General features: G+C 47.5%; 22 protein-coding genes. 12 read left to right on the top strand and 10 right to left on the bottom strand.

Going from position 1 to position 24,297, the window contains the following annotated elements:
• The 4 genes from HFD95_RS18475 to HFD95_RS18460 form a co-directional block, all read right to left on the bottom strand.
• Positions 1-1,157: Ig-like domain-containing protein (locus tag HFD95_RS18475; RefSeq protein ID WP_243208641.1), on the bottom strand; the 1,157-nt coding region annotated here is incomplete at its 3' end.
• Between the two features lie 213 nt (positions 1,158-1,370).
• Positions 1,371-2,090 carry a hypothetical protein gene (locus HFD95_RS18470; RefSeq protein WP_167430597.1) on the bottom strand — a complete coding sequence of 240 codons (720 nt, stop codon included), beginning with the start codon at positions 2,088-2,090 and terminating at the stop codon, positions 1,371-1,373.
• Positions 2,091-2,230: 140 nt separating this feature from the next.
• The gene (locus HFD95_RS18465; RefSeq protein ID WP_167430596.1) at positions 2,231-2,866 is read right to left on the bottom strand and encodes a LuxR family transcriptional regulator; all 636 of its coding nucleotides are present in this window, start codon (positions 2,864-2,866) and stop codon (positions 2,231-2,233) included.
• A 45-nt stretch (positions 2,867-2,911) separates the two neighbouring features.
• Positions 2,912-3,502 carry a helix-turn-helix domain-containing protein gene (locus HFD95_RS18460; protein WP_167430595.1) on the bottom strand — a complete coding sequence of 197 codons (591 nt, stop codon included), beginning with the start codon at positions 3,500-3,502 and terminating at the stop codon, positions 2,912-2,914.
• A 1,025-nt stretch (positions 3,503-4,527) separates the two neighbouring features.
• Between HFD95_RS18460 and HFD95_RS18455 the strand changes: the two genes are divergently transcribed.
• The 11 genes from HFD95_RS18455 (at position 4,528) to HFD95_RS18405 (ending at position 16,177) form a co-directional block, all read left to right on the top strand.
• Entirely contained in the window at positions 4,528-4,845 is a 318-nt protein-coding gene (locus tag HFD95_RS18455) for a hypothetical protein (RefSeq protein ID WP_010256762.1), read from the top strand.
• Positions 4,846-4,854: 9 nt separating this feature from the next.
• Positions 4,855-5,076, top strand: a complete 222-nt coding sequence (locus tag HFD95_RS18450; RefSeq protein WP_010256766.1) for a hypothetical protein — start codon at positions 4,855-4,857, stop codon at positions 5,074-5,076.
• Positions 5,077-5,170: 94 nt separating this feature from the next.
• The gene (locus HFD95_RS18445; RefSeq protein ID WP_010256772.1) at positions 5,171-5,701 is read left to right on the top strand and encodes a fimbrial protein; all 531 of its coding nucleotides are present in this window, start codon (positions 5,171-5,173) and stop codon (positions 5,699-5,701) included.
• A gap of 62 nt (positions 5,702-5,763) precedes the next feature.
• Positions 5,764-6,501 (top strand): molecular chaperone, encoded by a 738-nt coding sequence (locus HFD95_RS18440; protein ID WP_052271916.1) that lies wholly within the window; start codon positions 5,764-5,766, stop codon positions 6,499-6,501.
• Positions 6,502-6,526: 25 nt separating this feature from the next.
• Positions 6,527-9,118, top strand: a complete 2,592-nt coding sequence (locus tag HFD95_RS18435) for a fimbria/pilus outer membrane usher protein (RefSeq protein WP_167430594.1) — start codon at positions 6,527-6,529, stop codon at positions 9,116-9,118.
• 12 nt (positions 9,119-9,130) lie between these two features.
• Positions 9,131-10,186 (top strand): fimbrial protein, encoded by a 1,056-nt coding sequence (locus tag HFD95_RS18430; RefSeq protein WP_010256778.1) that lies wholly within the window; start codon positions 9,131-9,133, stop codon positions 10,184-10,186.
• Positions 10,187-10,245: 59 nt separating this feature from the next.
• Positions 10,246-10,908: a response regulator transcription factor gene (locus tag HFD95_RS18425; protein ID WP_157354283.1), complete on the top strand. Its 663-nt coding sequence runs from the start codon at positions 10,246-10,248 to the stop codon at positions 10,906-10,908.
• A 34-nt stretch (positions 10,909-10,942) separates the two neighbouring features.
• Positions 10,943-12,265 carry a TolC family outer membrane protein gene (locus HFD95_RS18420; protein WP_010256785.1) on the top strand — a complete coding sequence of 441 codons (1,323 nt, stop codon included), beginning with the start codon at positions 10,943-10,945 and terminating at the stop codon, positions 12,263-12,265.
• Positions 12,266-12,290: 25 nt separating this feature from the next.
• Positions 12,291-13,550 carry an HlyD family secretion protein gene (locus tag HFD95_RS18415; protein WP_022624194.1) on the top strand — a complete coding sequence of 420 codons (1,260 nt, stop codon included), beginning with the start codon at positions 12,291-12,293 and terminating at the stop codon, positions 13,548-13,550.
• 16 nt (positions 13,551-13,566) lie between these two features.
• The gene (locus HFD95_RS18410) at positions 13,567-15,750 is read left to right on the top strand and encodes a peptidase domain-containing ABC transporter (RefSeq protein WP_033786428.1); all 2,184 of its coding nucleotides are present in this window, start codon (positions 13,567-13,569) and stop codon (positions 15,748-15,750) included.
• Positions 15,743-16,177, top strand: coding sequence for a DcrB-related protein (locus tag HFD95_RS18405; protein ID WP_010256796.1), 435 nt, complete (start codon positions 15,743-15,745; stop codon positions 16,175-16,177). Before HFD95_RS18410 ends, HFD95_RS18405 begins: the two co-directional genes overlap by 8 nt.
• A gap of 112 nt (positions 16,178-16,289) precedes the next feature.
• On the opposite strand, the gene HFD95_RS18400 is transcribed toward HFD95_RS18405, so the two are convergent.
• The 6 genes from HFD95_RS18400 to HFD95_RS18375 form a co-directional block, all read right to left on the bottom strand.
• Positions 16,290-16,787, bottom strand: a complete 498-nt coding sequence (locus HFD95_RS18400; RefSeq protein WP_022624196.1) for a FidL-like protein — start codon at positions 16,785-16,787, stop codon at positions 16,290-16,292.
• A complete protein-coding gene (locus HFD95_RS18395; RefSeq protein ID WP_022624197.1) occupies positions 16,784-17,617 on the bottom strand; it encodes a winged helix-turn-helix domain-containing protein in 834 nt (277 codons plus the stop codon). Before HFD95_RS18395 ends, HFD95_RS18400 begins: the two co-directional genes overlap by 4 nt.
• Positions 17,618-17,817: 200 nt before the next feature.
• Positions 17,818-18,738 (bottom strand): substrate-binding domain-containing protein, encoded by a 921-nt coding sequence (locus tag HFD95_RS18390; RefSeq protein WP_033759854.1) that lies wholly within the window; start codon positions 18,736-18,738, stop codon positions 17,818-17,820.
• 68 nt (positions 18,739-18,806) lie between these two features.
• Positions 18,807-19,586, bottom strand: coding sequence for a TIM barrel protein (locus tag HFD95_RS18385; RefSeq protein ID WP_010256807.1), 780 nt, complete (start codon positions 19,584-19,586; stop codon positions 18,807-18,809).
• Positions 19,586-20,599, bottom strand: a complete 1,014-nt coding sequence (locus HFD95_RS18380; RefSeq protein WP_010256810.1) for a Gfo/Idh/MocA family oxidoreductase — start codon at positions 20,597-20,599, stop codon at positions 19,586-19,588. Before HFD95_RS18380 ends, HFD95_RS18385 begins: the two co-directional genes overlap by 1 nt.
• A complete protein-coding gene (locus HFD95_RS18375; protein WP_167430593.1) occupies positions 20,596-22,059 on the bottom strand; it encodes a sugar porter family MFS transporter in 1,464 nt (487 codons plus the stop codon). Before HFD95_RS18375 ends, HFD95_RS18380 begins: the two co-directional genes overlap by 4 nt.
• Before the next feature lie 189 nt (positions 22,060-22,248).
• On the opposite strand from HFD95_RS18375, the gene HFD95_RS18370 reads away from it, so the two are divergent.
• The gene (locus HFD95_RS18370; RefSeq protein WP_167430592.1) at positions 22,249-24,207 is read left to right on the top strand and encodes a sigma-54-dependent Fis family transcriptional regulator; all 1,959 of its coding nucleotides are present in this window, start codon (positions 22,249-22,251) and stop codon (positions 24,205-24,207) included.
• Positions 24,208-24,297 lie beyond the last annotated feature (90 nt).

Raw genomic sequence — 24,297 nt, 5'->3', positions numbered from 1 at the left:
TCGCCGGAAAGGGTCGGCCGCGCGTCGTCGGTGACCGAGCCGCTGGCAATCTCGCCGGTGATCGCACCGACGTCGTCCGTCAGGGTGACTGAGTCACTGACAATGCCGGAGTTGATGTTATCTGGAGGAGTTATGTCCGGTCGGGAACCGTTGGACGGCGGAGAGACATTACCCGCAGGATCGACAACCACGATAGTTACGTCGGTATCCCCTTCATGGACAGGGTTAGGCTGGATACTCCAGTCACCATTTTCATCAACTACAACCGTGGTGGTTTCACCGGTACTGCCATCGGAAATAACCACAGTTGAACCAGGTTCTGCTTTACCTGAGATTTGTTCATCATCATTGCTATTTATAACCGCCGCTTCTGGCGAAGAGGTGTCAGTAAACTCTTCAGTCAGGCTACCGCTATTGCCCGCACTATCAGTTACCGTAACAGTGACGGTGCCATTTGGTTGTGAAGTCGGTGCTTCCACATACCAGTTACCTTCACTGTCCGTCTGGGTCGTGATCTGGGTGCCATCAGGCAGTTGAATGACAACCTGTGAGTCAGGGCTATTCGATGTTCCGGAAAACTCTGGACGACCATCATTATCACTGTCCGCAACAGGATCAAGTGTCACCGATACACTCTTAGCGGAAGAGTCATGGCCACTGCTACCACGCCCGGACGCACCAATAGCAACGCCGCCTGCCGCGCCGCCCAGCAGCATAAAAGGCAACCAACCAAAATTGTTGTGACTGGCAGTCAGCGGATCGGCACTGGCATATCCTTCACCACCTAATACCTGTTCACCGCTCTGACCTTCAGTTAAAGCTGGCGGGTATTCAGCCACATCGCCGGAAGTCGGCACATATTCATAAAATTGACCGTTTTCGCCCAGCCCAATCAGATGAACGTTTTCATTATCATAATAATCTTCCAGTACAATATCAGGATGCTGAGAATCATCCTGGCTAAAGAAAAGCTGCAGATTATTGCCAACGCGCCTGGTTACAACCATTTGCGGAGCATGTCCTGTAGCGCTATCGATCAGTTCTATATTTAATGCACCCTGATGCGGAACTTTGATCGTTGTAGGATTTTCAGATTTTGTATCAACAGTGTATGAAGAGATAATACCCTTCACACCACGCAAGTTCACTTTCAACATAACAACCTTCTTAATTAACGAGGATTGATAAAATTCAATAGAAATAAGGCTTTCACAAACCCTTAATCTCTATATTCATATACTTCGAATAACCGTGATTTTATGACGAGATAATCCGCAATCCTGACATTGCTTCCAGCACAACTCTTGATTCTGGAGTCAGTGAACGGCATTATCAGAACTGATTAATAAAAAATATGGTGCCAGATTGCATCAATGCAGTGAGTATGCAGCGCCCTGAGCTTTACTGCTTTTATCAGCTATCTTCATAGCATTGCTCTGAGCATGACTACTGTCAGAATTTAATAGTGAAGAAGCCACCGGGTGATTCAATAGTTTTGACTCGCCCGCTTCAGAACAAGAACGTTCATTCACTACACGCGATAACGTACGTGATTGTGCTTTGAGACTGGTTAAAACAGATTCAGCTTCCTTTGCAGGCACCAGACGCGCCGTGATTTTCTGCTGATCATTTACCGCTAACTGATAGTAATAGCGCTCACCTGATTTCAGCTCTGGTGTGGGTACTTCAATTTTTGCTGGCTGGACAGAATCATGCTGGCTGAACATAACGTCCAGTTTTTTCTGGCCAGGACACACACTAATTTCAGTCCCTCTATCACCTGACATTACGCTAGTATAGTATTGATTATTAAAAAATACGTTAACGACGCGTTTTGATGCGGCAGGATTTTTTTCATCAATACGGTAGACAATAATGTGCGCACGCGGGTCGTGTATCTGCTCCGGCGCCTTGTCATTTTTGACTTCTTTAAACAACGATGGCGCAGGAGCGTTCTGCAATGGTGCCGCCTCAACATAATTGCAGTACAGGTAGCCTGTAAGTAATAAAACCATACTCAGCATTACTCCCTGCATAAATTTAAAGGGACTATTCGATGCTTTGCATGTTAAACGTGAATTATTTTCCATATAACTCTCCTTAAGGTGCTTAATCACTATATTTAAAACACCTTATATCCGATGTTGAACAGGAGCTGACAACTCCTTAAAAAATTAAAAATGGGAAATTTAAACAGCGCAGAAGGGTGAGCCTACGCCTCTGGATAACGTTAAATCTCATTTACATTGATAACTCCTTTGTAAAGTTCAAGCAACGAGACATCATTGATAAATGCATTAAATTCTTTGTCTCCTTTCAGAGCGAACTTTCTCATCACATTATATTTATGTGCATAGATTGTTTTAACTGACAAATCTAACCTTTTTGCTGTCTGGATTACACTGTATCCTTTCTTCAAAAAACTAAGCACCTGAAGTTGCACCACGGTGATACGTGCAAATTCGCACCGTAAACAGTCTGAAGGCAGATATCCCATAACTCTTCCCTGAGTGTTTAACCAGGCCTTGGTTATTTTCTCAGTGATTAAACGTACCGAATCCCTTTTTGACACTTCAAGCAAAGATTGATAACAAAATGGTAACGGGTTTTTAATTTTCTCTCCGAAATCATCGGTAAATACCAATATGATACTGCCAGGCTTTCGCTCGCGATAAGCGGGTTGACACATATAAAGACGCCATTGCGAAACATTGATCAGGATGAAGTCAGCCTGCCGCAGGTTATGACTATCAAAACCTGATAAAAATTTTACTTCTGCATCAGACAGCAGTGCCTCCTCAATTACCTTTGATATGCCCAGTCTGAAGAAGTAATCGTCATCCGTACAAACCACATTAACATCCATTTTTTCCCTTCAGCATCACAAAATTCACGATGACAAATATTATATTCAGGTGAACTTACCGTTAATCAGTACCAATTCGCCTTTCTCTTTTAGTTCCTTGAGCACTCTGCAAATGGAACTTTTTGATAAATGAGAACTATTTTCAATAAGATATAGTGCTGAAAATCGTTTCTTTAAATGAGTCGGCAGTTTTTTCCATCTTTCAATCAAAGAAAGAACTTCATCATATGAGTTACTTTTTGGTAACTGAATGTAATTCATCAGATCAGAATACTGTCCTGATAAAATAGACATTGCGTCATTAAAAAGATCTTTCTCAAAAACCAATCGCCAGAACACGTCATAGTCAATGAAACTGACTTTTCCATAATCAACTCGTTCCAGATAGACTGGCGGCTCGTCTAAAGCTGGAGTGACGCCGACAACAAACGGAGCGGATAAGATATTCAAAACCTTATTCTCGCTTTTAAGTTTAAGTAAAAAATCGCCGTCAAGAATAAACATAACGCGACGTACATTATCTTTAGTCAAATGATAACGGCGCTTGCCTCTTGAAATTTCATCTGGATTAGCAATCTGCGTAAATCCTGCTAATGCATCGATGATCCGTTCATGATTTTCAGTCACTCTATACATATTAATTAACTCAATCTAACTGACGCATTGGTCAGTGATTAGCAACAATTCGTAAAATCAGTTTTTTATAGTCTCTTTTTCTTTCGCCTGGTGTACTCGCTTACCTGAGCTCGCCTCCATAACTCGGGCAGTTAAAAATAGTCTTTATCGGTTCCACTATAATAAAACCGTCCCAACAAAATTCAAAACCGCAAATACAAATAAATAAAGACACTCAGGCTAATAAAAGAAACAATAACCAGATCTTACACCATTAAAATGCTGTTTAGTTAGCACATAAATCTACTTTGTAGCACCTTACGGGCAGTGTTATAACTTTTTTCCTAAAAAAAGAATTTCCCATTACCATTTGAAAGATGATGTTATGAGCATGCTATTTTAAAAGCACGCATTTAAACACCTCTCTCAATTTTCCAGCATGGTTGAAAAGAAACAAATCAAATTGGCATCAATGTTAATTCTCCTTAATAAAGTTACGCTGTCAGGCAGCATTGCATGGAAGGAATTAAACCACGGCACCCATCAAACAGATACTTAAATTGATTATCTTTAAATATTTAGTTTTTTATCCTGATATATATAGTTTACTTAGCTTAAATCACCAGAAACTGGCAAATGGGATTTTTCCCTTTTTAATTCCACTTCTCAAATGACTTCACATTCAGGCAAGTGAAATCATTAACTCATGGCTTTATGCACAAGCTTATTCATAGATAAATCAGTTTCACTGAACCGCGTTCATGGCATGCGCTTCCCGGATGCCAGATAATTTTAAGCATCAGGCATAAGCAGTGCTGTTAATGGTTAAATCACGCATAAGAATAATGTACGCTCAAAAAATTCCAGAATACCAACAGCAGTTAATATTATGTAAAAATATAATAGCCATATCCTTGCTTACGATAACAAAAGAAGAATTATGGATGTTTTACTATTTCATTTTTTATGACCACCCATTCTAATAGCGCCGTTCGCTAGAAGCGGCATAAATAATAATATTGAAAAAATGTTACATGGAGATATCGATGAGAGAGTTAACATCTTTTGAAATGCAAAACGTTTCAGGAGCAGGTTTTTTTGACTTTATTGGCGCTGTAGTTGTCGGTGCCGTTACGGGTATTAGTTCTTTTGGTCTTAAATGGGGAATGAGTGGCGGAAGCACCGGTGGCGTGTTAGGCGTTGGTATTGTCTCTGCCGGTGTAGGTCTGATTGTCGGCGCAGTCCTTGGTCTTGTTGATGGTGCTTTATATGGTGCTATGAATGGCTGGGATAGCACGGCAGGCTGGTTTAACGCGGTCGTTGAAAACCAGTTTGATCCTAATGCATCTGTAATTACAGCTTAAGGAAACAACATGCGTGAATTGAACAATAAAGAAATCGAAGGCGTTAGCGGTGGTTCATTAACTTCGGTGATCCTGGATTTCTTTAAGCAGCTAGGCGCAAGCTCAGAAGAGAAAACTGAATGGACGCGCCCAGACTCAATTCCAGCAGCGAACCCGGTTAGTGGGTCTGCCTTTGGCATGGGTATTGTTGGTGTCGCAGCAGCAGTCGTATTTGGATTGCTGATTTTCTAATTCTCTTGTGAGGAATGAATCCTCCAGGGAAGTGAACGATTATTAAATCGTTCATTAATTGATGTTATTAATTATTTTATACAAAGGAAAGTATATGAAAAAGTTATCTATGGTTGCTCTTGGTCTGATGCTGGCTGCTGCTCACGTTAATGCTGCTGAAGCTTCAGATGGCACCATTAACTTCACAGGAAATATTGCGTCTCAGACTTGTACTGTAAGCGTAAACGGCGGCGGCAGCACTGCAACCGTTACACTGCCTAAAGTAGCAAGTAGTATTTTAAGCACATCTGGTCAGACTGCAGGTAACACTCGCTTCACTATGGCGCTGAGCAATTGCTCAGCTACGACTGGTGACGTGTACGCTTACTTTGAACAAGGTGCCAACGTCAATGCTGATGGTCGTTTGACCAATACTGGTACTGCAACGAATGTTGACCTGCAGCTGCTGGATAGCGGAAATGGCGTGTTGAACGCGGGTAGCACTGAGCAGACCACCTCTCCAAAAACTGTCGCTCTGACTGCTGGTGCAGGTACTCTGACCTATTCTGCTCAGTACTATGCAACTGGTGCAGCTACTGCTGGTACCGTCTTATCAGCTGTGAACTATTCAATCAATTACCTGTAATTGATTATGGTGGGAGCATCTGTTCCCACCTCTCTTCCTCTATCATCATTTCTGTCAAAATCATGAAAAAAAAAAGTTTTAAATTTTTGATCTCCTGTCTGCTGGCTTTTACGGTGACCTCATCGGCTTTTGCCAGTGTGACGATTATCGGCACCCGGGTAATCTACCCCGCAACAGAAAAAGAAGTCACAGTCCGCTTAGATAACCATGGCAATCAACCTGCGCTGGTACAGGCCTGGATTGACAATGGAAATCCTGATGAAGCACTGGATAAAATAAACGTACCGTTTGTCTTGCTACCGCCTGTTTTCCGTATGGAGGCTAACAAAGGACAGACATTACGTATCGTTTATACCGGTTCAAACCTGCCCAAAGATAAAGAGTCGGTATTCTGGCTTAACGTACTCGACATCCCTCCTCGCGATAAAAGCCTTGCGAATCAAAATCAGTTGCAAATGGCTATTCGTAGCCGCATCAAAATTTTCTTTCGCCCAGCCCGGTTCGATGCGATGCAAGCCACAGAAGCAGCGTCGGGTCTTATCTGGCATCAAGGGGAGAAAGCGAATCAGCTGACAGCAACCAATAACTCTTCGTTTTACGTCAACGTTTCACAGATCAATGCCGAGGATAACGCGGGGCGAAAAGTAGTCAGTGAAAAGGGAGAAATGCTTGCACCAGGCGAAACAAAAAGCTTCTCCCTAAAAGGATTGAACGCAAATCAAATAAAAACAAACTTTCATTATCAATATCTGGATGATTATGGCGCTGCACGCAATGTAGACGCCAAAATTAGTCAGTAACTTTGGTAACTCATCAGGGGTAATAATGATGGCAAGGATGATTAAAAATAATAAACCAACGGCAAAAATATTTTACCGATCTTTTCTGGCGCTTTTTTTAACTGCATCAACAGGCGCCGCATTTGCAGAAAATTCGTATGATTTTGACGAATCATTTGTGAAGAATTTACCGGGCGTTAAAGTTGATGTGGCCCGCTATGCAACCGGTAACCCTATTGATCCTGGTACTTATACGCTGGATATTTTCCTGAATGGTCGTCAGATTGGTCGGGAAAATGTTCAGGTCATTCGTGAAGGGGCGGGTACCAAAGCGTGCCTTTCCTATGATCTGGTCAAAAGCTTGTCACTTAAGGACACAGTTTTTAGCCCGGGACAAGCTGAAGATTTGCGCTCTGGTAAACAGTGTATGGCGCTGGAGGAGGTAGTTAAAGAGAGTCATGCAGCTATCAATTCTGCCGATATGCAGATGGATATCTCAATTCCGCAAATTTATCTGTTGCGATCTGCGCGCGGCTACGTTGCGCCAGAATTCTGGGATAAGGGTGAAACAGCACTTACGCTAACCTATAACACCAACTATTATCGCTCTGTAAATCACGGTCAGGCATATGACTCATTTTATGGCCGTGCACTGGCGGGTTTTAACCTTGGCGGATGGATGTTCCGTCACGATGGTTCTCTCAGCTGGCAACGTCAAAAAAACAACGAGTATCATCATTACGATGCAATTAATACCTATGTCCAGCGTGATATTCCGCAAATAAAATCACGGCTGTTATTAGGTGAAGGCAATACCAGTGGCGAAATTTTCGATACGCTTTCTTTTCGTGGTGCGCAAATATCTACAGTTGACCAGATGTGGCCAGACTCTCAGCGAGGCTATGCACCAGAAATCCGCGGCGTAGCCCGAACCAACGCTCAGGTAACTGTATCGCAAAATGGCAACAAAATTTATGAAACGACGGTTTCACCAGGCCCTTTTAATATCACCGATCTTTATCCTACAGGCTACGGTGGTGATTTAGACGTGACCGTGAAAGAAGCTGACGGCGGTGAGACCCGTTTCTCAGTTCCTTACGCAGCGATGACGCGTCTGAAACGTCCGGGCATGACTTTTTATAGTCTGACCGGTGGTGTATCCCGAAAAGACAATATGGTTTATACACCTTCGGTCTATCAGGGCACTATTCAGCATGGTTTTAGCAATAGTCTGACCGGTTACTCAGGTATTCTGGGATCAGATAACTACACCTCTGTGCTGTTGGGAGGTGCATTTGGTTTACCTGTTGGTGCGATCTCACTGGATATTACTGGGGCTCAGACAAAATATGGTGATGAGAAAAAGCAAGGTGTAAGTTATCGGGCAACTTATAGTAAGAAGGTTTCTCAGACTAACACGAATTTTACTCTGGCGGCTTACCGCTTCTCATCATCCGGTTATTACAGCTTTGATAATGCATTACAAATCAATAACTATTATAAAAAAAATCATAAAAACAGTTCGTCAAATTATCTTTCGCGCCCCAAACAACGTTTTTCTATGACGGCAAGCCAAAATTTTGGGGAGTCATATGGGAATATCTATCTTACTGGTTTTGTTCAGAATTACTGGGATTCTGCCGGAACAAATACGCAATTTCAGCTGGGTTACAATAATACAATTGGTCGGGTCTCCTATACTTTATCAGCAAACCGATTATTATATTCAACCGGCGGGCATGATACTCAACTGTCACTCGACTTCTCGGTGCCAATTGGCAGCGATAGTCAAAGTTATGTAACCGGAAGTGCGACACATAATAAACAAGGTGTGAATGCACAAACAGCAGTTAATGGTGTTCTGGGTGAACATGACCAATATAACTATAACGTTGGAATAGCGCGCGATACTGATAATGAGAAGTCCGGTTCAGTTAGTGGGCAGTACCGTTCGCCCTACAGTATGCTGACGGCGTCTTATACTAAAGGGGAAAACTATTATTCTGCCTCGGGTGGTATCAGCGGTGCGGTAGTCGCTTTACCTGATAGCATTAATTTCAGCGCTTATCAGTCTACGACTTATGCTGTTGTTACCGCAGAAGATGCAGAGGGCGCGCGTGTACTCGGCTATCCCAATATTGTGTTAAACGGCAGCGGCAAAGCTATTGTGCCAAACCTTAACCCGTACCGGATAAACGAACTGGCCATCGACCCAAAAGGAATTCCACTGGATGTTGAGCTTGAATCAACTCAGCAGCGCGTTATTCCTGTTGAGGGTGCAGTCGTCAGACTTGATTATAAAACCAGCAAAGGAAAGCCACTGTTAATTCGGGCTAATCAGCCGAACGGAAATGCCTTGCCATTTGGTGCAACGGTTAATGATGAAGACGGTAACCTTATCACCACTGTTTCACAGGGTGGTCAGATTTATGTGAGGTTAAATAAAGATGTCAGCCGCCTGCATATTTCCTGGGGTAAAGCAGCCAGTGATAAGTGTCTGGTTAACCTGGAGTCCGGTATTGTTAATTCCAGTGAAAACAACACCCTTGCAAGGCTCACAACAACATGCAGCAGCGATCAATCAAAACCTGTTCGCTACGTGTCTAACGGCGAAATGAACAAAGATAATCAGGGTTAATCGGGTGACATTATGATGTTTATTAACTTTAGAAGGACACTGACCAGAATAGTCAGCATCATGATTATGGTATCTGGTTTCGTCATGCTAGCACCAATTAATGCGAACGCGGCAGATGATGTCACACTGACGTGCAAAAAATCTCTTTCTGATGCGGTATTAGATTTCCGCTCACTGGGGATAAATATTTCGGCAGCTGTTCCGGTGGGCACGGTCGTTTATAGTGGCAATTTAACAGTCACGTTCAAATGTGCCCTGGATAATCTGCAACAGTTTTTTGATGGTTTAACGGGAGAAGTGTACTTAAAGCGTAAAACAATTGCTGAAGATGCACTCGGTTATGGCTTAACCATTTATACCGGTTACGGTGGTGAAATGTCCACCGACGCTGCCAATATTCCTACCGGCAACAAGATCGCTACTTACGCGTTAACCAGTGGCGGTACAGTCGGTGCTTATACTGATGTCACATTGAATGTGCCTTTTCAGATTGTGCGGACGTCAAACTCGATGGCTGGCCCCAATTTGCTTCCGGACTATGTCAACGTATTTGATGTAGGCTCATTGGTACCAGGAAATGACCTGAAACTTTATGTCAGATATATTAAAAGCGGCATCACTGTGAGGGATCAAACCTGCTCAGCAGCAGGCGATGTTAACCCGAGGGTGTCATTAGGGAGTTACACAGCGAATACCAGCAGTGGGTTGGGTTCCGGTATTGGACAAACCAGCCCATCTACCGCTTTTAATCTTCAGCTTAACTGTGAGGCACTTCTTTCAGGTACCTTTGACGTTATGATGCAGTTGGATGGGGATGCGGCTGATGGGCTATCGGATGTCGGCGTAGTTTCTCTGAACTCGACCTCAACTGCCAGCGGAGTGGGTGTTCAGATTCTGAATGAAAGTCAGCAACCTGTTGCACTGGCAGCACCATACAGAGTTGCAGCTTATCCACTGTCGTCAGCATTGATAACAGTGCCCTTATATGCACGTTATTACCAGACTGCTGCCACAATAACCCCTGGTAGTGCTAACGCAGTTGCTACCTATACCATTAGTTATCAGTAACCACATGGGCTCTTCGGAGCCCTTTACCAGACTTTATAAACTGAGAAAGGATTTTATCAGTGGATAGGCCATTAAAAGGAAGGAGGTTTAAAGTTGGTGTCTCTGATGAGAGTCCTTTTATTTTTTATTCAATACAAAAAATACTCTCAACCGGATTTCACAACCTGGACATTGCAGCATACCCGGTAGAAGCAGAAAATCTTTTTGTAAAACTGAATAGCGATCCTCCTGATATATTAATTACTGATTTTTGCTTTAACTTTGAACGTAATGATTTGAACGGCGTTAGAAAGCTAGAAGAAATTTACAACCATAATGCTAACCTTAAAATCATTATCTTTACGGCACAGAATAGCCCGGCCATTTTGAAAAGAATATTGCAAATTCCGGTAAATGCAATAGTGAGCAAACGTGATGATATACGGGATCTGGTAGAAGCTTTGCACTGGGTTTGCTCATCGAATTCTGAAATATTTTATTCAGAAAAGATGAAAGATCTGGCGCAATCTGCTTCAGATGAGCCCGCACAGACTCTTTTATCACCCGCAGAAGTTGAAGTAATCAGGCTTTTTGCTATCGGGTACAGTTTAATGGAGATAGCTAAAGCACGTAAACGTAGTATCAGTACGGTTGCAACGCAGAAATATAACGCCATGCGTAAACTTCAGCTGCAGTCTAATACTGATTTGATTAAATATGTCTTTGCCCAGCAACTCATTTAATTTCGGGCTTAATTTTTAAGAAACAGCGAGCATCATGAAATTTTATAATTTTAAAATTGCATTTATTGTACTGTCCTGCGTGCCATTTGGATCTTATGCAACCAGCTTACAGCAGGCTGCCCGTGCCGCATTAACCTATGACTCTGCATTGCAATCCAGCCAGATGACCAGTGAAGCCGATCAGCAAAAATACTGGCAGGGTATGGCCGGAATGTTGCCCACATTGACGCTCGAAGGAAACTGGGATCGTCAGGAACAGCCGGATAAAAAATATCAAAGTGGTGTAACAAATCACAGTTACGATCTCAGTGTCAGACAACCCCTGTTTGATATGAGTAAATATGCTGGCTGGCGTAAAGGCGTTGCTATTGCCAATACCGCTGAAGCCCAGTCAAAAAAAGCTGAAGAAAAGTTATTAAATGCGATCAGTAATGCCTACTTTTCGGTGCTCTATCAGCAGGAAGTTTTACAGGCTGCGAAAGCTGCCAGTCACAACTTTAAACAACAGCAGCAAAAACTGCAGGCCGGTATTCTGAATGGACAAAACACTCGTACAGAGCTGGATGAAGCTAAGGCCAATTACGCTCTTGCTCAGGCCAAAGAAATAGAGGCGAGTAGTCAGTTATTGCTGGCTGGAGAAGCATTTCGTCGCTTATCGGGTGTCAGCCCGGACACTGTCGAGCCGGTAAACTTTCAGTGCCTTAACGCTTCGCCCTACGCTTCTTTAACTGATGCGATTAATGCCAGCCAGCAACGTAACACTGAAATCAAAATTGCCCTGTTTCAGAATGATCAGGCCGATGCTGATGTATTGGCTGCAGATGGCGCACATATGCCTGTCGTGTCACTTTACGCCAGATATGGCAAAAACTGGAGCCGTAACGATAACGACGATAATTTACTTTATGATGCTATTTTTGGCACTAACTCTAAAAGTAATAATCTGCAGTATGGCGTTAACGTTTCTATTCCATTATTCGCGGGTGGCAGCCAGATTTCACAATCTTATGAAGCAGCCTATCGCCGTCAGGCAGCGAAATATTCCACCATGGAAGCACAACGCAAAGCGGCTACAGATACACGTTCAGCATGGCTTAGTCTTACGAATGGAAAAGCGTTAATCAACGCGCAGAAAAATGCCGTCGAGTCTTCACGCGAAAAAGTGGTGTCTGTTCAATATGGCCGGGAAATGGGTTTCCGTACGGTAAATGATGAGCTTGATGCCCAGCAAAAATATTTTAGTGCGCTTAAAGATCAGGCTGAAGCTCGCTTCAATTACCTGAACGCCCTCATTAATCTGGCACAAAGTACCGGATCACTATCAATCGACATGCTGAATTTTTTTCAGTGCCGTTAATCCCTTACTCATGATGATTATATAAATGGAACAGTCACTATTCCGTCAGGAGGCACTTGATGCAGCCAACCGTGGAAACCTGGGCATTGTGGCACTCTATTGCCCACCTTATCGCTGGTTAGTTATTTCCGTTGTAGTGCTGATCACTGCCGCGACAGCGCTGTTTTTTATATTTGGCAGTTATACAAAATATGAATCCTCTACCGGAGAACTGCTGCCTAAAAATGGCATGCTGATCATTCCGCCCCCCGTAAGCGCTACGGTGGTCGATATTCCGGTAAAAGAGGGCCAGCATGTTGAAAAAGACGATGTGCTGATGGTGTTGTCATCAGAGGTTTCAACGCAGTTAGGTCAGACTCGTCAGGTTATTGCCGAGAATCTGAAAGGCCAGCGTGAAAGGCTTCAACAGGATCTGGTGACGCTTGAAAAGCTTCATCAGGTTGAAATGAAGGGCCTGACCGACACTATCGCCAGCCTGAAACTGCAACAGGAGCAGCTGAAGCTGCAATTGACACACCGTCGGAAACAGGTTTCCCTGGCGAAAATGCAGTTGGACAAGCTGGAAGCCATGCACAACGAAGGGTATGCCTCAAGCCGTCAGATGGAAGAGCAGGAGTCTAATCTGCTCGATAGCCAGGCGCGCTACCAGGAATATCAACGTCAGCTGTTGGACATCTCGCAAAAAATTGTTCAGACCGAGCAACAGCTGCATGAAAAACCGCTGGATGACGAGAAAAAGCGTAACGATATCGAGCGCCAACTGGCTGATAACCGTCAGTCGATGGCTGAAAATGAAGCGCGCCGCTCGTTTGAATTACGTGCGCCTAAAAGCGGGTATGTCGGCATGATTATGGTCAAAAATGGACAGATGCTCACCGCCGGTCAGTCAGCCATAGCAGTTTTGCCAAGCAATACTGAACTGGTCGCCCGCATCATGGTAAACACGCAGTCCATTGGTTTTATCCAACCGGGACAGCGGGTGGTGCTGCGCTATAAAGCGTTTCCTTATCAAAAGTTTGGTCAACAGTATGGAAAAGTTATCGAGGTTTCACGCACCGCTCTGTCTCCTCAGGAAGTCACTACGTTAACCGGCAAAAACAATATTCAGGAACAGCAGTACCGCGTGCTGGTCTCCCTGGACAAACAATCAATTACTGCTTATGCGCAGAATGAAAAACTCAAGCCGGGTATGGCGCTGGATGCCGATTTTATCGTCGACAAACGTCGTCTTTATGAATGGGTGCTGGAGCCAATTTTTGCGCTTGGACACAAAATCTCTCTCTGATTAAAAGGTCTGTTCTGTGTTGTTATTAGAGAAACTCAATTTTAAATGGTTTAACCGCCTGCCGATGATTCGTCAGTCACAGGCGACGGAATGTGGTCTTGCTTGTCTGGGGATGATTGCCAATTATCACGGTCATGAAATCGACATGATCACCCTGCGTCGCAGGTTCGCAACGTCGCTTAAGGGTGCAACACTTAGTGATGTCATTGCCATGGCACAACAACTCAATATGAGTTCCCGTGCGTTACGCGTTGATATGGAAGAGCTGTCTAAATTACGCATGCCCTGCATTCTGCACTGGGAATTGAACCATTTCGTTGTGCTAAAAAAAGTGCGCGGCAATAAGATCACGCTTCACGATCCTGCACGCGGCATTCGGGAACTGACATTTAAAGAAGCATCACCGGCGTTCACCGGCGTTGCACTGGAGCTGGTTCCCTCCTCCACTTTTGAGGTCAAAAAAGAAAAAGAAAGCATCTCGATGATGAAGCTGGTGGGCAGTGTGACAGGGGTGAAATCTGCCTTTGCCCAGGTGCTTATCCTGTCCATCGCTCTGGAGCTTTTCGGCGTACTCTCCCCCTTCTTTATGCAGTGGGTGATGGATATGGTGCTGGTCTCCGCAGATTACTCACTACTCTCCTTGCTCGGGATCGGCTTTATCATGATTGCGTTGTTTCAGACCATGATTACAGCGCTGCGCTCATGGGTGATGAGCTGGTTCTCAAGCCAGCTCAGCGTGCAGTGGACGGTCAATGTCTGTCACCATATGTTAAAGCTGCCACTTGAATGGTTCGAATCCCGTCACGTTGGTGACATTCTGTCCCGCTATGGCTCGCTGAACACCATCCAAAGTACGCTGACCAGCCGCTTCATTAGTACTGTGCTGGATGGGGTAATGTCGATCGTGACAGTAGTGATGCTGTTTATCTATAACGCTAAGCTTGCCTGGCTGGTAATTGGCCTTTTTGTCGCCTATGCACTGTTACGCTTCATGGCTTATGATCCTGTTCGCCGCGCCAATGAAGAGCAAATCATCAGTTCAGCCCGCACGCAATCTTCATTACTGGAAACGCTTCGCGGTATCCAGGCAGTAAAAACCAATAACAAGCAGGTGCCTCGTCTCTCCGCCTATATGAATTTCCTGGTGGATACGACCAACAAAGGCATTGTGATTCAGAAGCTTAACATTTTGTTTGGTTCCGCCCAGGGATTGCTCACTTCTGTAGGCAGGGTAGTACTGGTCTGGCTGGCTGCGCTGCAAGTACTGGATGGCAACTTCTCTGCAGGTATGCTTACCGCCTTTATTAGCTTCTCCGATCAGTTTATGAGCCGCGGTGCAGGTCTGATCAACGCCGTAATCGACTTCAGAATGCTGCGTATGCATGGTGAACGACTGGCCGATATCGTGTTGTCAGAAACTGAAGTCAGCTCAGAAGCCAGTCCGGTACTGGTGAGTAAAGATACGCATGATGAGACAGAAACGCCGCAGGATATCAAACTAACGGATATCCGCTTCCGCTATGCACCTACCGAACCCTGGGTAGTAAATGGTGCCAGTCTGGAAATTAAGGCTGGCGAAAGCGTTGCGATTGTCGGCCCTTCAGGTCAGGGAAAGACCACCATGGCCAAAATCATTCTGGGTCTGCTGCACCCGGAAGGTGGAACAATCACCGTGGGCGGAATGGACATTACCCAGACAGGACTTGAACACCATCGTAACCGTATCGGCTGTGTTATGCAGGATGACATCCTGTTCTCAGGCTCGATCAGTGAAAATATTAGCTTCTTTGATAATAATCCTGACCACGCAAAAATTACCCGTGTAGCACGCCTGGCGCAAATTCACGGCGATATCATGAAAATGCCGATGAACTATCAAAGCCTTGTCGGTGATATGGGATCGTTTCTCTCTGGCGGGCAGCTGCAGCGTATTCTGCTAGCTCGCGCCCTCTACCGCGAACCAAAAATACTGGTACTGGACGAAGCAACCAGTCATCTGGATATCTATAACGAAGCGCAGATCAACAATGCAATAAAGCAAATGAAAATTACCCGAATCATGATTGCACATCGCCCGGAAACCATAAGAAGTGCAGATAAAATCGTCCTGTTAAATAACGGTACGCTCAGTGAAGTTACCGCAGAGCAGTTATTTGGCCAGACAGAAAAAACTAAAGAAATGGAGATTACACATGGATAAAAATATTTGTCGGTTTAGCGAAGGTATGATTACTTTACCGGAAGGCTACTGCGAGCGAACCCTGAACACGCTGGCGGATCCCCGTTCAGCGATGCCACCCGTCACTATTTCTCGTGATAAACTGGCCAATCACAACAATCCAGAAGAATATATCAGCAGTCAGCTTGCTATTCTGCAGAGACAAATGAAAGACTGGCAGCAGCAGGCAAATCAACCCGTGGTGTTGGGCGATAATCTGAGCACAGGCATCATGATTACTTATGATTTTCTGCGCCCGGATAATATCCGGCTTTATCAAAAGCAGGCGATTTTCACCTTAAACCTGGAGGATGTATTAATTTTCTCTTTGTCAAAGGCTGCCCCCCTGACCGATGAAGAAATTCAGCTGTTTAATAATATCCTGAAGAGTTTCCAGAGCTGGCCCTGATACTTTTCCTCAGCAAAGCCTGACGACATAACGTTAAAAGAAAAACCGGGCAGGATAAACCCTTCCCGGTTTCATGCATTCTGAACACCGCTAAATTAGCCGTTTACAGAGCTTAGTAACGCTGGCAGGTAAAGAGATAGGAGATCGGCCCACCGATAATATAGGTATTTTTATCAATCTTATCGACATCCAACTGCAGATGCGTTGGATCCAGCGTGATCTCTGCTAACAACTTATTAAAGATGACATCAGGGGTAGTATCAGTATTCGAAGTGACAACTTTGCTGATCTGATACCGGTAAGTATCATCGGAAATTTTAGCGCCATTGATTAATGCAACCCTTCTGTTAAGAATAGTAACACCGTCATTGCTCGTTGCCTGCCCATTCAGCAACAGATAGCCTGAATCCTTTTTATCAAAACGTAAATCCTGGGCAACAGCGAACTCAATTCGTTTATCATCATTACGACTGAGATCGTAACGGCTAAACGCTGAGCATCGAAAAGGAAAATCTTTGGCCTGATGTGTTAAGTAATAAACCCCTGCAAAAGTCACCATTAATAGCGCAGCCAGCATGAAGATAATATTAATACCAATGCTCCGCTTCATCCCATTCTCCAGTCAAGATAATAAAAATTGTCGCATGAGATGATATGACCATCGCTATTAATTTTACACGATGAAAGAATTGTTCTTCCGAAATTCTTAGTAGTAAAAGAGGTGTTTTTATCAAAAATAATCCGGTGACCCGCATCGCAGGTTTGATTATTTTCCCTTAGAATTTGCACTATTTGCTTACCCAATGCCTGTCGTTCAACCTCATCCAGACCCTGCAATAATACTGCTTCGCAGCCACCTTCAAGTTTAATGGCACTCATTGGAATAATTTGCTCGTCAGGACGAGATACCGTGAAATACCAGAGCACCATGCCCAGCAATATCAGAGCAACAGAAGCAAACCAATATCGCCGGGTGACGTTAACGGACGTAGCTGGCAGCTGATTACCGGGCGGAGTGGCAGGCAGGACAACGTTTTCAGCAGACCCTTCAGTTATACTTCCTTCCGATATGTCATCAGTTAAAACTTCCGTCACCCCCATGACCGGGGCTGATTGACGTTCAATTTTAATATCGGTATTCAGGCGTATACCAATTTTCGGGATGGTGATAATCAGATTTTCACAACCATAAGCCGCGAGCGCCCTGCGCACAATACTCAGATATTGATTCAGATTACTATTCGATCCACGCAGGCCATATTTATCCCAGACCTCGGTCAGCAACGTATCACGCGCCAGTATTTCTCCCCCGGAATTCAGTAACTGCTCAAAAAGCCGACCTGAAGAAATACTGAGGCTCAGCGACTCCTGAGTAGGAATGTGGCTAAGCGTGCAGTCATCAGAATTGTAAGAAACCTGATCATCGATTATGTAAATCATTAAGAAATCACTGAATTTCCGCTCATTTATCGACAGTATAATTCAGCTTATATGAAGAAGCACTACAGACGCGTTAATCAGGCGATTAAGGAAATTTTTACAGATTAGCCAGCAAAACAGGCCGGGCAGAGTGCGTCACTGCCCGGCAGCTGGCTAATAATTTAAGAAACGACGAAGAATCATAAAGTTAGCGGCAATTTTTATGGCTGATTAGCGGCAGCAAACTCCGCATAATTACTTTGTGTAATGGTTTTATAGGGGATCCAGTTCAGTGATTCCACTTTCTGTTTATCCAGTAACGCTTTCACGACTTTCACAGCGCCCGTCGCCTGCCCTTTCGCATCCTGGAAGATAGTCAGCGTCATCTTTCCATTTTTGACGAACTGCTGGCCATCTGGCGTGCCATCGATCCCGGCAACCAGAATGTGGCTGTTTTTCGCCTGATTCAGCGCCATAATCGCCCCGATAGCCATTTCATCATTATTGGCGGCGATTGCATCGATTGGTCGCTGATTAAGCAGCCAGCCCGAAACTACGTCTACCGCTTCATTACGCTGCCAGCGTGCAGTCTGTTTTTCGATTACCGCCATTTGCTTATATTTAGCGATCACCGCTTCAACAGCACGCGTCCGTTCCCGCGCTTCTTCATTTGATAATGCGCCCATTAAAATGGCGACATTGCCCCGATAGTTCATCTGTTTTGCCAGCGCTTCCATCTGCATCTCACCCCCCAGGGCAGAGTCAGAACCGACATAGGCCATACTGGACGGTAATTTCACTTCCGGTTTACGGTTAACAAACACCAGCGGAATGCCCGCCGCTTCTGCCGCTTTCACCATCGGCAGTACGCCCTGTGTATCGACCGGGTTGAGAATAATGGCATCCACGCCCTGATTGATAAAATCTTCAACCTGCTGTACCTGAAGAGCTACATCCCCTTTGGCATCGACGAACTGCCCATCCATTTTCAGCGCTTTTATCTCACCCACCATCTGCGTCCGCAGAATCGATACGAAGTTAAGATCGAAATTAGCCAGTGCGACACCGATTTTAGGTGTTTTAGCCCAGGCGGTAACGCTAATCATCAGGCTGAGCAGCAGTGCTAACATTTTGGTTTTCATCGCGTAATCCTGTAGGGTTTATTATTGATAGAACCGCCGGGCAACAGGCAAATACCCGGCGGCAGAGCTCACAACGTAAAGTGATCGCGGAACTGTGCCAGGGCTGTTTCGCTGTCGCCTTCGGCCCAGCCCTCCAGCGCAACGACGCCGCAATAGCCGACCTGCTCCAGCGCACGGGCAATGGCGCGATAGTTAATTTCCCCGGTGCCAGGCTGCATGCGCCCCGGCACATCAGCCACCTGGATTTCACCGATAGCGGGGCCGCAGCGTCGTATCAGCTCTATCAGGTTGCCCTCTCCAATCTGGGCGTGATAGAGGTCCAGATTCATTTTCAGTGCCGGGCTGTTGACCGCTTCGACCAGCGCCAGCGTATCGGCAGCCCGTGCAAACGGCGTACCCGGATGGTCAACTGCCAGATTCAGGTTTTCGAGAGTAAATACCCGCCCGGCCTGCTCGCCGAGCGCAGCGACACGCCGCAGGGTGTCGGCCGCTTTAAGCCACATCTCACCGGTAACCACCTCAACCGGACGAACCGCCTGGCCGTGAGCATCCAGCCCGGTGCCATGCAGATTCAGGCTCGGGCAGTTCAGACGATCTGCAATCGCCAGTGAGGTTTCTGCGCTATGCAGCAACTCTGCAATCTCATCATCATCAGTCAGGTTACCGTTGAGGTAGCCGGTCATGGAGGTAAAACGCGCACCTGTCGCCACCAACGCGTCGATATCTTTGTTGGCCCAGTTCCAGATCTCCACGCCAAATCCCAGCGCATGAATCCGCTCAACACGCGCGATAAAAGGCAGTTCGAGAAACACCATCTCCGCACAGACTGAAAGCTGATAACCGGCCATTAGCGTTCTCCCAACAGAATGGGTTTGCGTTGCTGCACCGATTCAATACAGGCCAGCGCAATTTCCAGCGCGTTACGCGCATCAGTGCCAGTAGCGCGCGGCGTGTCACCGTGCAGAATCGCGCGGGCGAATTCTGCCATTTCAGCAACATAGGCCTCACGCAGCAGATCGGTATCCATTCGAGACGTTGCGATGGCAATACCCTCGGCGTGATAGCGCACACAGTTGTCCTGATTGATGTTGCCCGCCTGCAGCATACCTTTACTGCCAAAGACCTCACCGCGAACGTCATAACCGTAAACTGCCTGGAAGTTGGCTTCCGCAGTGGCAATGGCACCGTTATCAAAGCGGATGGTCACCACCGCGGTATCAAGTAATCCCTTATCTTTAAAATCGGGACGCACCAGCGCATCAGCCAGCGCATAGACCTCAACCGGCCGGGAACCCGGATTGAAGTGCAGCAGGGTGTCGAAGTCATGGATTAAGGTTTCAAGGAAGATGGTCCACTGCGGGATCGGGGCCGGATCGCGCAGGCCAGGGTCGCGTGTCACCGAACGGCTTAGCTGGGTGGTGCCATTGGTGCCTGCTCTGACAGCTTCAATAGCTGCGGCGAAGCCTGCACTGAATCGACGATTGAAGCCGACCTGCAACACAACGCCCGCATCCTGTGCGGAGGCAATAGCCCGATCTGCCTCATCCAGCGTTACCGCCATCGGTTTTTCGCAGAACACGTGCTTGCCAGCCCGGGCTGCAGCGATCACCAGTTCGGCGTGAGTGCGAGCCGGCGTAGCAATAGCAACGGCATCGATTTCGCTGTCATTGAGTAACGCCTGGATATCGGTATAGGCTTTCTCCACCCCCAGCCGGTCTGCCAGTTGCTGCGCTGCGCCGGGTTGCAGGTCGGCGACCGCTGTCAGCCGTGCCCCAGGCACCCGCAGCGCCAGATTCTCTGCATGAAAACTGCCCATGCGGCCAGCACCGATCAATCCCACTCGTACTGTTTTAAGGTTCATAACTGCTCCTGTTTTTTGTTGTCAGCCCAGTCAGGCTGAATAGGGTGTCCGGATGTCGCCTGCGCTTTGGCGGCAAAACGACGGGATTTTGAAAGCATCAGCGGCTCGATGTGCTCCAGTGAGATGCCTCGGGTTTCAGGCAGAAAACGTTTTACAAACCAGAAGGCCACCAGGCAGCCAGCGGCGCAGAGCATCAGTGGAAAAGCACCATGGAAGTGATCCATCAGCAAACGGCTACGGTTCATCATCGGGAAAGTCTGAGTAACGAGGAAATTGGCGAGATACATTGAAGAAAAGGCGTAGCCCATCGCGACGGCACGAATCCGGTTGGGAAATATTTCAGAGATTAGTAGCCAGGCACCCAGACTCCATGACATACCAAAAATCAGTACGAACGCCACCAGGCCCACGACCGGCAGCAGGCCACCGATCTGCGCTATAAAGGCCCAGGCCGTAATCACCAAGCTGACAGCGCAACCCAGCGCTCCCCAGCGCAGCAGACGCGTCCGTCCCCAGCGATCCACTGCGTTCAGACAAAACGCTACTCCGACCAGCAGCGCCAGTCCAAGGAAAATGCTGTGATAGAGGGAGGTCTGTGTATCCGGTGAGATGTTCTGCAGCAGCGACGGTGCGTAATACAGCAGGATGTTGATGCCCGAAACCTGCTGCAGAATTGCAATCGCGCAGCCGATCAACAGGATGTAACGCATTCTGGCGTCGCGGAGCAGACGGGTTCCCTGCTGACGGGTAACAGAATCCGCGTCCGGCGCACTTATTTCTGCCAGCAGACGCCGCGCATGTTCAGGCGTCAAAAGCCGGGTCAGCACTGCCAGCGCGCGTTCACGCTTGCCGTTTAACGCCAGCCAGCGTGGTGATTCCGGCATAAAGGGCACCAGTGCCAGAAACAGCAGGCAAGGCACCACACCCGACGCCAGCATCCAGCGCCAGCCTTCACTGACTATCCAGGCATGGGGCATACCGCGTGCAATCAGGTAATTCACCACATAGACCGTGACCTGACCGCCAACCATCAGCATCTGCTGCAGCCCAAGCATGCGCCCTCGCCAGTCCTTAGGTGAGACCTCTGCGATATAGAGCGGCGTAATTGCCGACGCCATCCCGACCGCCAGGCCACCCACCAGTCGGTAAATCACAAAACCGGTTAGGGAATCTGCCAGCGCAGAACCCACCGCAGACACGGCAAATAACAGCGCGGTGATCACCAGTGTAGGTTTACGCCCGATCCGATCTGAGATCGCGCCGACACAGCCAGCGCCGACGATACAGCCGAGGATGACATTTGAAACAGCCCATCCACTTTGCCACGGCGTTAGTGCAAGGTGTTCCGTCAATGGCTCAATAACGCCGGAAATCACTGAGGCGTCATAACCGAGGATCACCCCGCTCAATGAGGCGATGGAACAGATGAACAGCAACAACTTCAGATTATGTTTACGCATAACACCTTAACTTTCCCATTGTTTTTGACAGGTGAGAGTTAGTGTCAGCGTTGCAAAGTGGATGCCAGTTTTAAAGCGGGCTTTTATGTGAACGCGCTCGCAGATGGCGCGTCCTGATTGAAAATAAAATTTACATGTCAACTTAACATGTCATTAAAATGGACATTCCATCGACCACGGGAGAGTGAAATGCAATCTCTGCATGATTTGCTGCCTAATAAAGAAGAGAGCGATGCCATATTCAGCCTGCCGGAAGGCGGTGATGCGGCACAGTGGGAAGCTCGGTTTGCCCGGGGCTGGCAGGCATTTAGCCAGGGTGAACAGCCGCGCTGGATCCGCCGCAGTATTTTGCAGTCATGGAACCGCTCGCACGAACATGGCATCGATCCGGTATCTTTTGAGTACAGTGCCTCCGATCCAACGGAGCTGGCCGCCGTTCTGCGTCATAACAGTGAGCTGATTACTGTGGCGCATAGCGTGATGGAGAACCTGCTGGCTTACAATCCCGACGGTCATATCAATCTGACAGATGCGCAAGGCATCGTACTGAGTTTTTGCGGCAGCGACCTGACTCCGGTCGGCAGCATCCTGCGTGAGGAGGTGCTCGGCACCAACTGCACCGCGCGCTGCCTGCGAGAGCAGCGGCTGGTCTATGTACTCAGCGGAGAAAACTGGAAAATCGCGCTGCGTGAACGTAACCGGCAGTGCGCTGCAGCTCCTATCCGTGATGCCAGCGGTCGTATGACTGGCGTACTGACGCTGACCGCCACGCCTGACAATTTCAGTGCCCATACGCTGGGCACCGTGCAGGCTGCCGCAGAGGCAATTGGCCAGCAACTCACCTTACGCCGTCTGCTGGCCGAGCAGCAGTCGATACTGGAGACCCTGAATGAGGGCGTTGTGGTCTGCGACCGCGACGGACGCATCAAAACCCTGAATCGCTACGCTCGTCAGATCTTTGCCGGTATTGATACCGACAACGCCCTGATCGATCAGGTGCTGCAGCCCCAGTCCGGTTCATTGCTCACACTGCCCTGCTGTAATGACCGCGAGATGGTGTTCCGCCCCGATGGCAGACCCAGTGTTTCATGCCTGGTCTCGCTGATGCCGGCACCGGACGGCGGTCGCATCCTGTCGCTGCGGGAAAATCAGCGCATCCGTGCCATTACCCGTCGTGTGCTCGGCGTCAGCGCCAGCTATACCTTTGAGATGATTCGTGGTCAGGCACCCACGCTGCAGAAGGCTCTTCAGGATGCCCGCGCCAGCAGTCGCAGTGACAGTACCGTTCTGCTGACCGGTGAAAGCGGAACCGGTAAAGAGCTGTTTGCTCAGGCGATCCACAATGCCAGCAGCCGGGCGCATGAGTCCTTTGTCGCGGTTAACTGCGGCGCACTGCCGCGTGACCTGGTGCAGAGTGAGCTATTCGGCTACGTCGATGGCGCGTTCACCGGCTCACGGCGCGGCGGTTCGGCAGGTAAATTTGAGCTGGCCGACGGTGGCACGCTGTTTCTGGATGAGATTGGCGAAATGCCACTGGAGGCACAGACCAGCCTGCTACGCGTGCTGCAGGAGAGTGAGGTGCTGCGCATCGGAGCGGCGCATCCGCTGAAAGTGGATGTCCGCATCGTGGCGGCAACCCATTGCGATCTGCTCAGTGCAGTGGAACAGGGTGCTTTCCGCCGTGACCTGTTCTATCGCCTCAATGTTATCTCCCTGACCATCCCTGCCCTGCGTGAACGCCAGAGCGACATTCCTGATCTGGTGAATACCTTCATTCACGCCCTGTGTCAGCGGCTGAATAAAACGCCTCCGCAGGTGAGCATTGAAGCAATGAACGCCCTGCATGCATGGCACTGGCCCGGCAACGTGCGCGAGCTGGAAAATCTGGTCGAGCGGATCGTTAATCTTTGCCAGAGCAGCATCATCGACCTTGCCGATTTGCCGCCAGCGATGGTGACGCGCGCAGCCGAAAACAGACCAGCGGCCAGCAGCCTGTTGCAGGATAATGAACGAGCCTGCATCCTGCAGACCCTTCGCGCGCAGGGGGGTAATCTGCGGCAGTCCGCTAAGCTGCTGGGCATTTCCCGCACGGCGCTCTATAACAAGCTCAATCAGTGGAATATCTCTATAGATACACTGCGCCAATAACCGGCTGGTGGCACTCAGCAACACCAGCATACATTCAGCCCGTTCAAAACATGGCTTTTGATCGCAACAGGGCCTAAAATGTGACCACCC

Source organism: Pantoea sp. EKM10T (assembly GCF_011800685.1).
Taxonomy (GTDB): domain Bacteria; phylum Pseudomonadota; class Gammaproteobacteria; order Enterobacterales; family Enterobacteriaceae; genus Pantoea; species Pantoea agglomerans.
The sequence above is the reverse complement of the archived record's forward strand: the minus strand, read 5'-3'. Positions and strand labels throughout refer to the sequence as shown.

Coding starts and splice junctions, on each gene's coding strand:
- HFD95_RS18470 (WP_167430597.1), bottom strand. CDS start 2,090: ATGGAAAATAATTCACGTTTAACATGCAAAGCATCGAATAGTCCCTTT.
- HFD95_RS18465 (WP_167430596.1), bottom strand. CDS start 2,866: ATGGATGTTAATGTGGTTTGTACGGATGACGATTACTTCTTCAGACTG.
- HFD95_RS18460 (WP_167430595.1), bottom strand. CDS start 3,502: ATGTATAGAGTGACTGAAAATCATGAACGGATCATCGATGCATTAGCA.
- HFD95_RS18455 (WP_010256762.1), top strand. CDS start 4,528: ATGAGAGAGTTAACATCTTTTGAAATGCAAAACGTTTCAGGAGCAGGT.
- HFD95_RS18450 (WP_010256766.1), top strand. CDS start 4,855: ATGCGTGAATTGAACAATAAAGAAATCGAAGGCGTTAGCGGTGGTTCA.
- HFD95_RS18445 (WP_010256772.1), top strand. CDS start 5,171: ATGAAAAAGTTATCTATGGTTGCTCTTGGTCTGATGCTGGCTGCTGCT.
- HFD95_RS18440 (WP_052271916.1), top strand. CDS start 5,764: ATGAAAAAAAAAAGTTTTAAATTTTTGATCTCCTGTCTGCTGGCTTTT.
- HFD95_RS18435 (WP_167430594.1), top strand. CDS start 6,527: ATGATGGCAAGGATGATTAAAAATAATAAACCAACGGCAAAAATATTT.
- HFD95_RS18430 (WP_010256778.1), top strand. CDS start 9,131: ATGATGTTTATTAACTTTAGAAGGACACTGACCAGAATAGTCAGCATC.
- HFD95_RS18420 (WP_010256785.1), top strand. CDS start 10,943: ATGAAATTTTATAATTTTAAAATTGCATTTATTGTACTGTCCTGCGTG.
- HFD95_RS18415 (WP_022624194.1), top strand. CDS start 12,291: ATGGAACAGTCACTATTCCGTCAGGAGGCACTTGATGCAGCCAACCGT.
- HFD95_RS18405 (WP_010256796.1), top strand. CDS start 15,743: ATGGATAAAAATATTTGTCGGTTTAGCGAAGGTATGATTACTTTACCG.
- HFD95_RS18400 (WP_022624196.1), bottom strand. CDS start 16,787: ATGAAGCGGAGCATTGGTATTAATATTATCTTCATGCTGGCTGCGCTA.
- HFD95_RS18395 (WP_022624197.1), bottom strand. CDS start 17,617: ATGATTTACATAATCGATGATCAGGTTTCTTACAATTCTGATGACTGC.
- HFD95_RS18390 (WP_033759854.1), bottom strand. CDS start 18,738: ATGAAAACCAAAATGTTAGCACTGCTGCTCAGCCTGATGATTAGCGTT.
- HFD95_RS18385 (WP_010256807.1), bottom strand. CDS start 19,586: ATGGCCGGTTATCAGCTTTCAGTCTGTGCGGAGATGGTGTTTCTCGAA.
- HFD95_RS18380 (WP_010256810.1), bottom strand. CDS start 20,599: ATGAACCTTAAAACAGTACGAGTGGGATTGATCGGTGCTGGCCGCATG.
- HFD95_RS18375 (WP_167430593.1), bottom strand. CDS start 22,059: ATGCGTAAACATAATCTGAAGTTGTTGCTGTTCATCTGTTCCATCGCC.
- HFD95_RS18370 (WP_167430592.1), top strand. CDS start 22,249: ATGCAATCTCTGCATGATTTGCTGCCTAATAAAGAAGAGAGCGATGCC.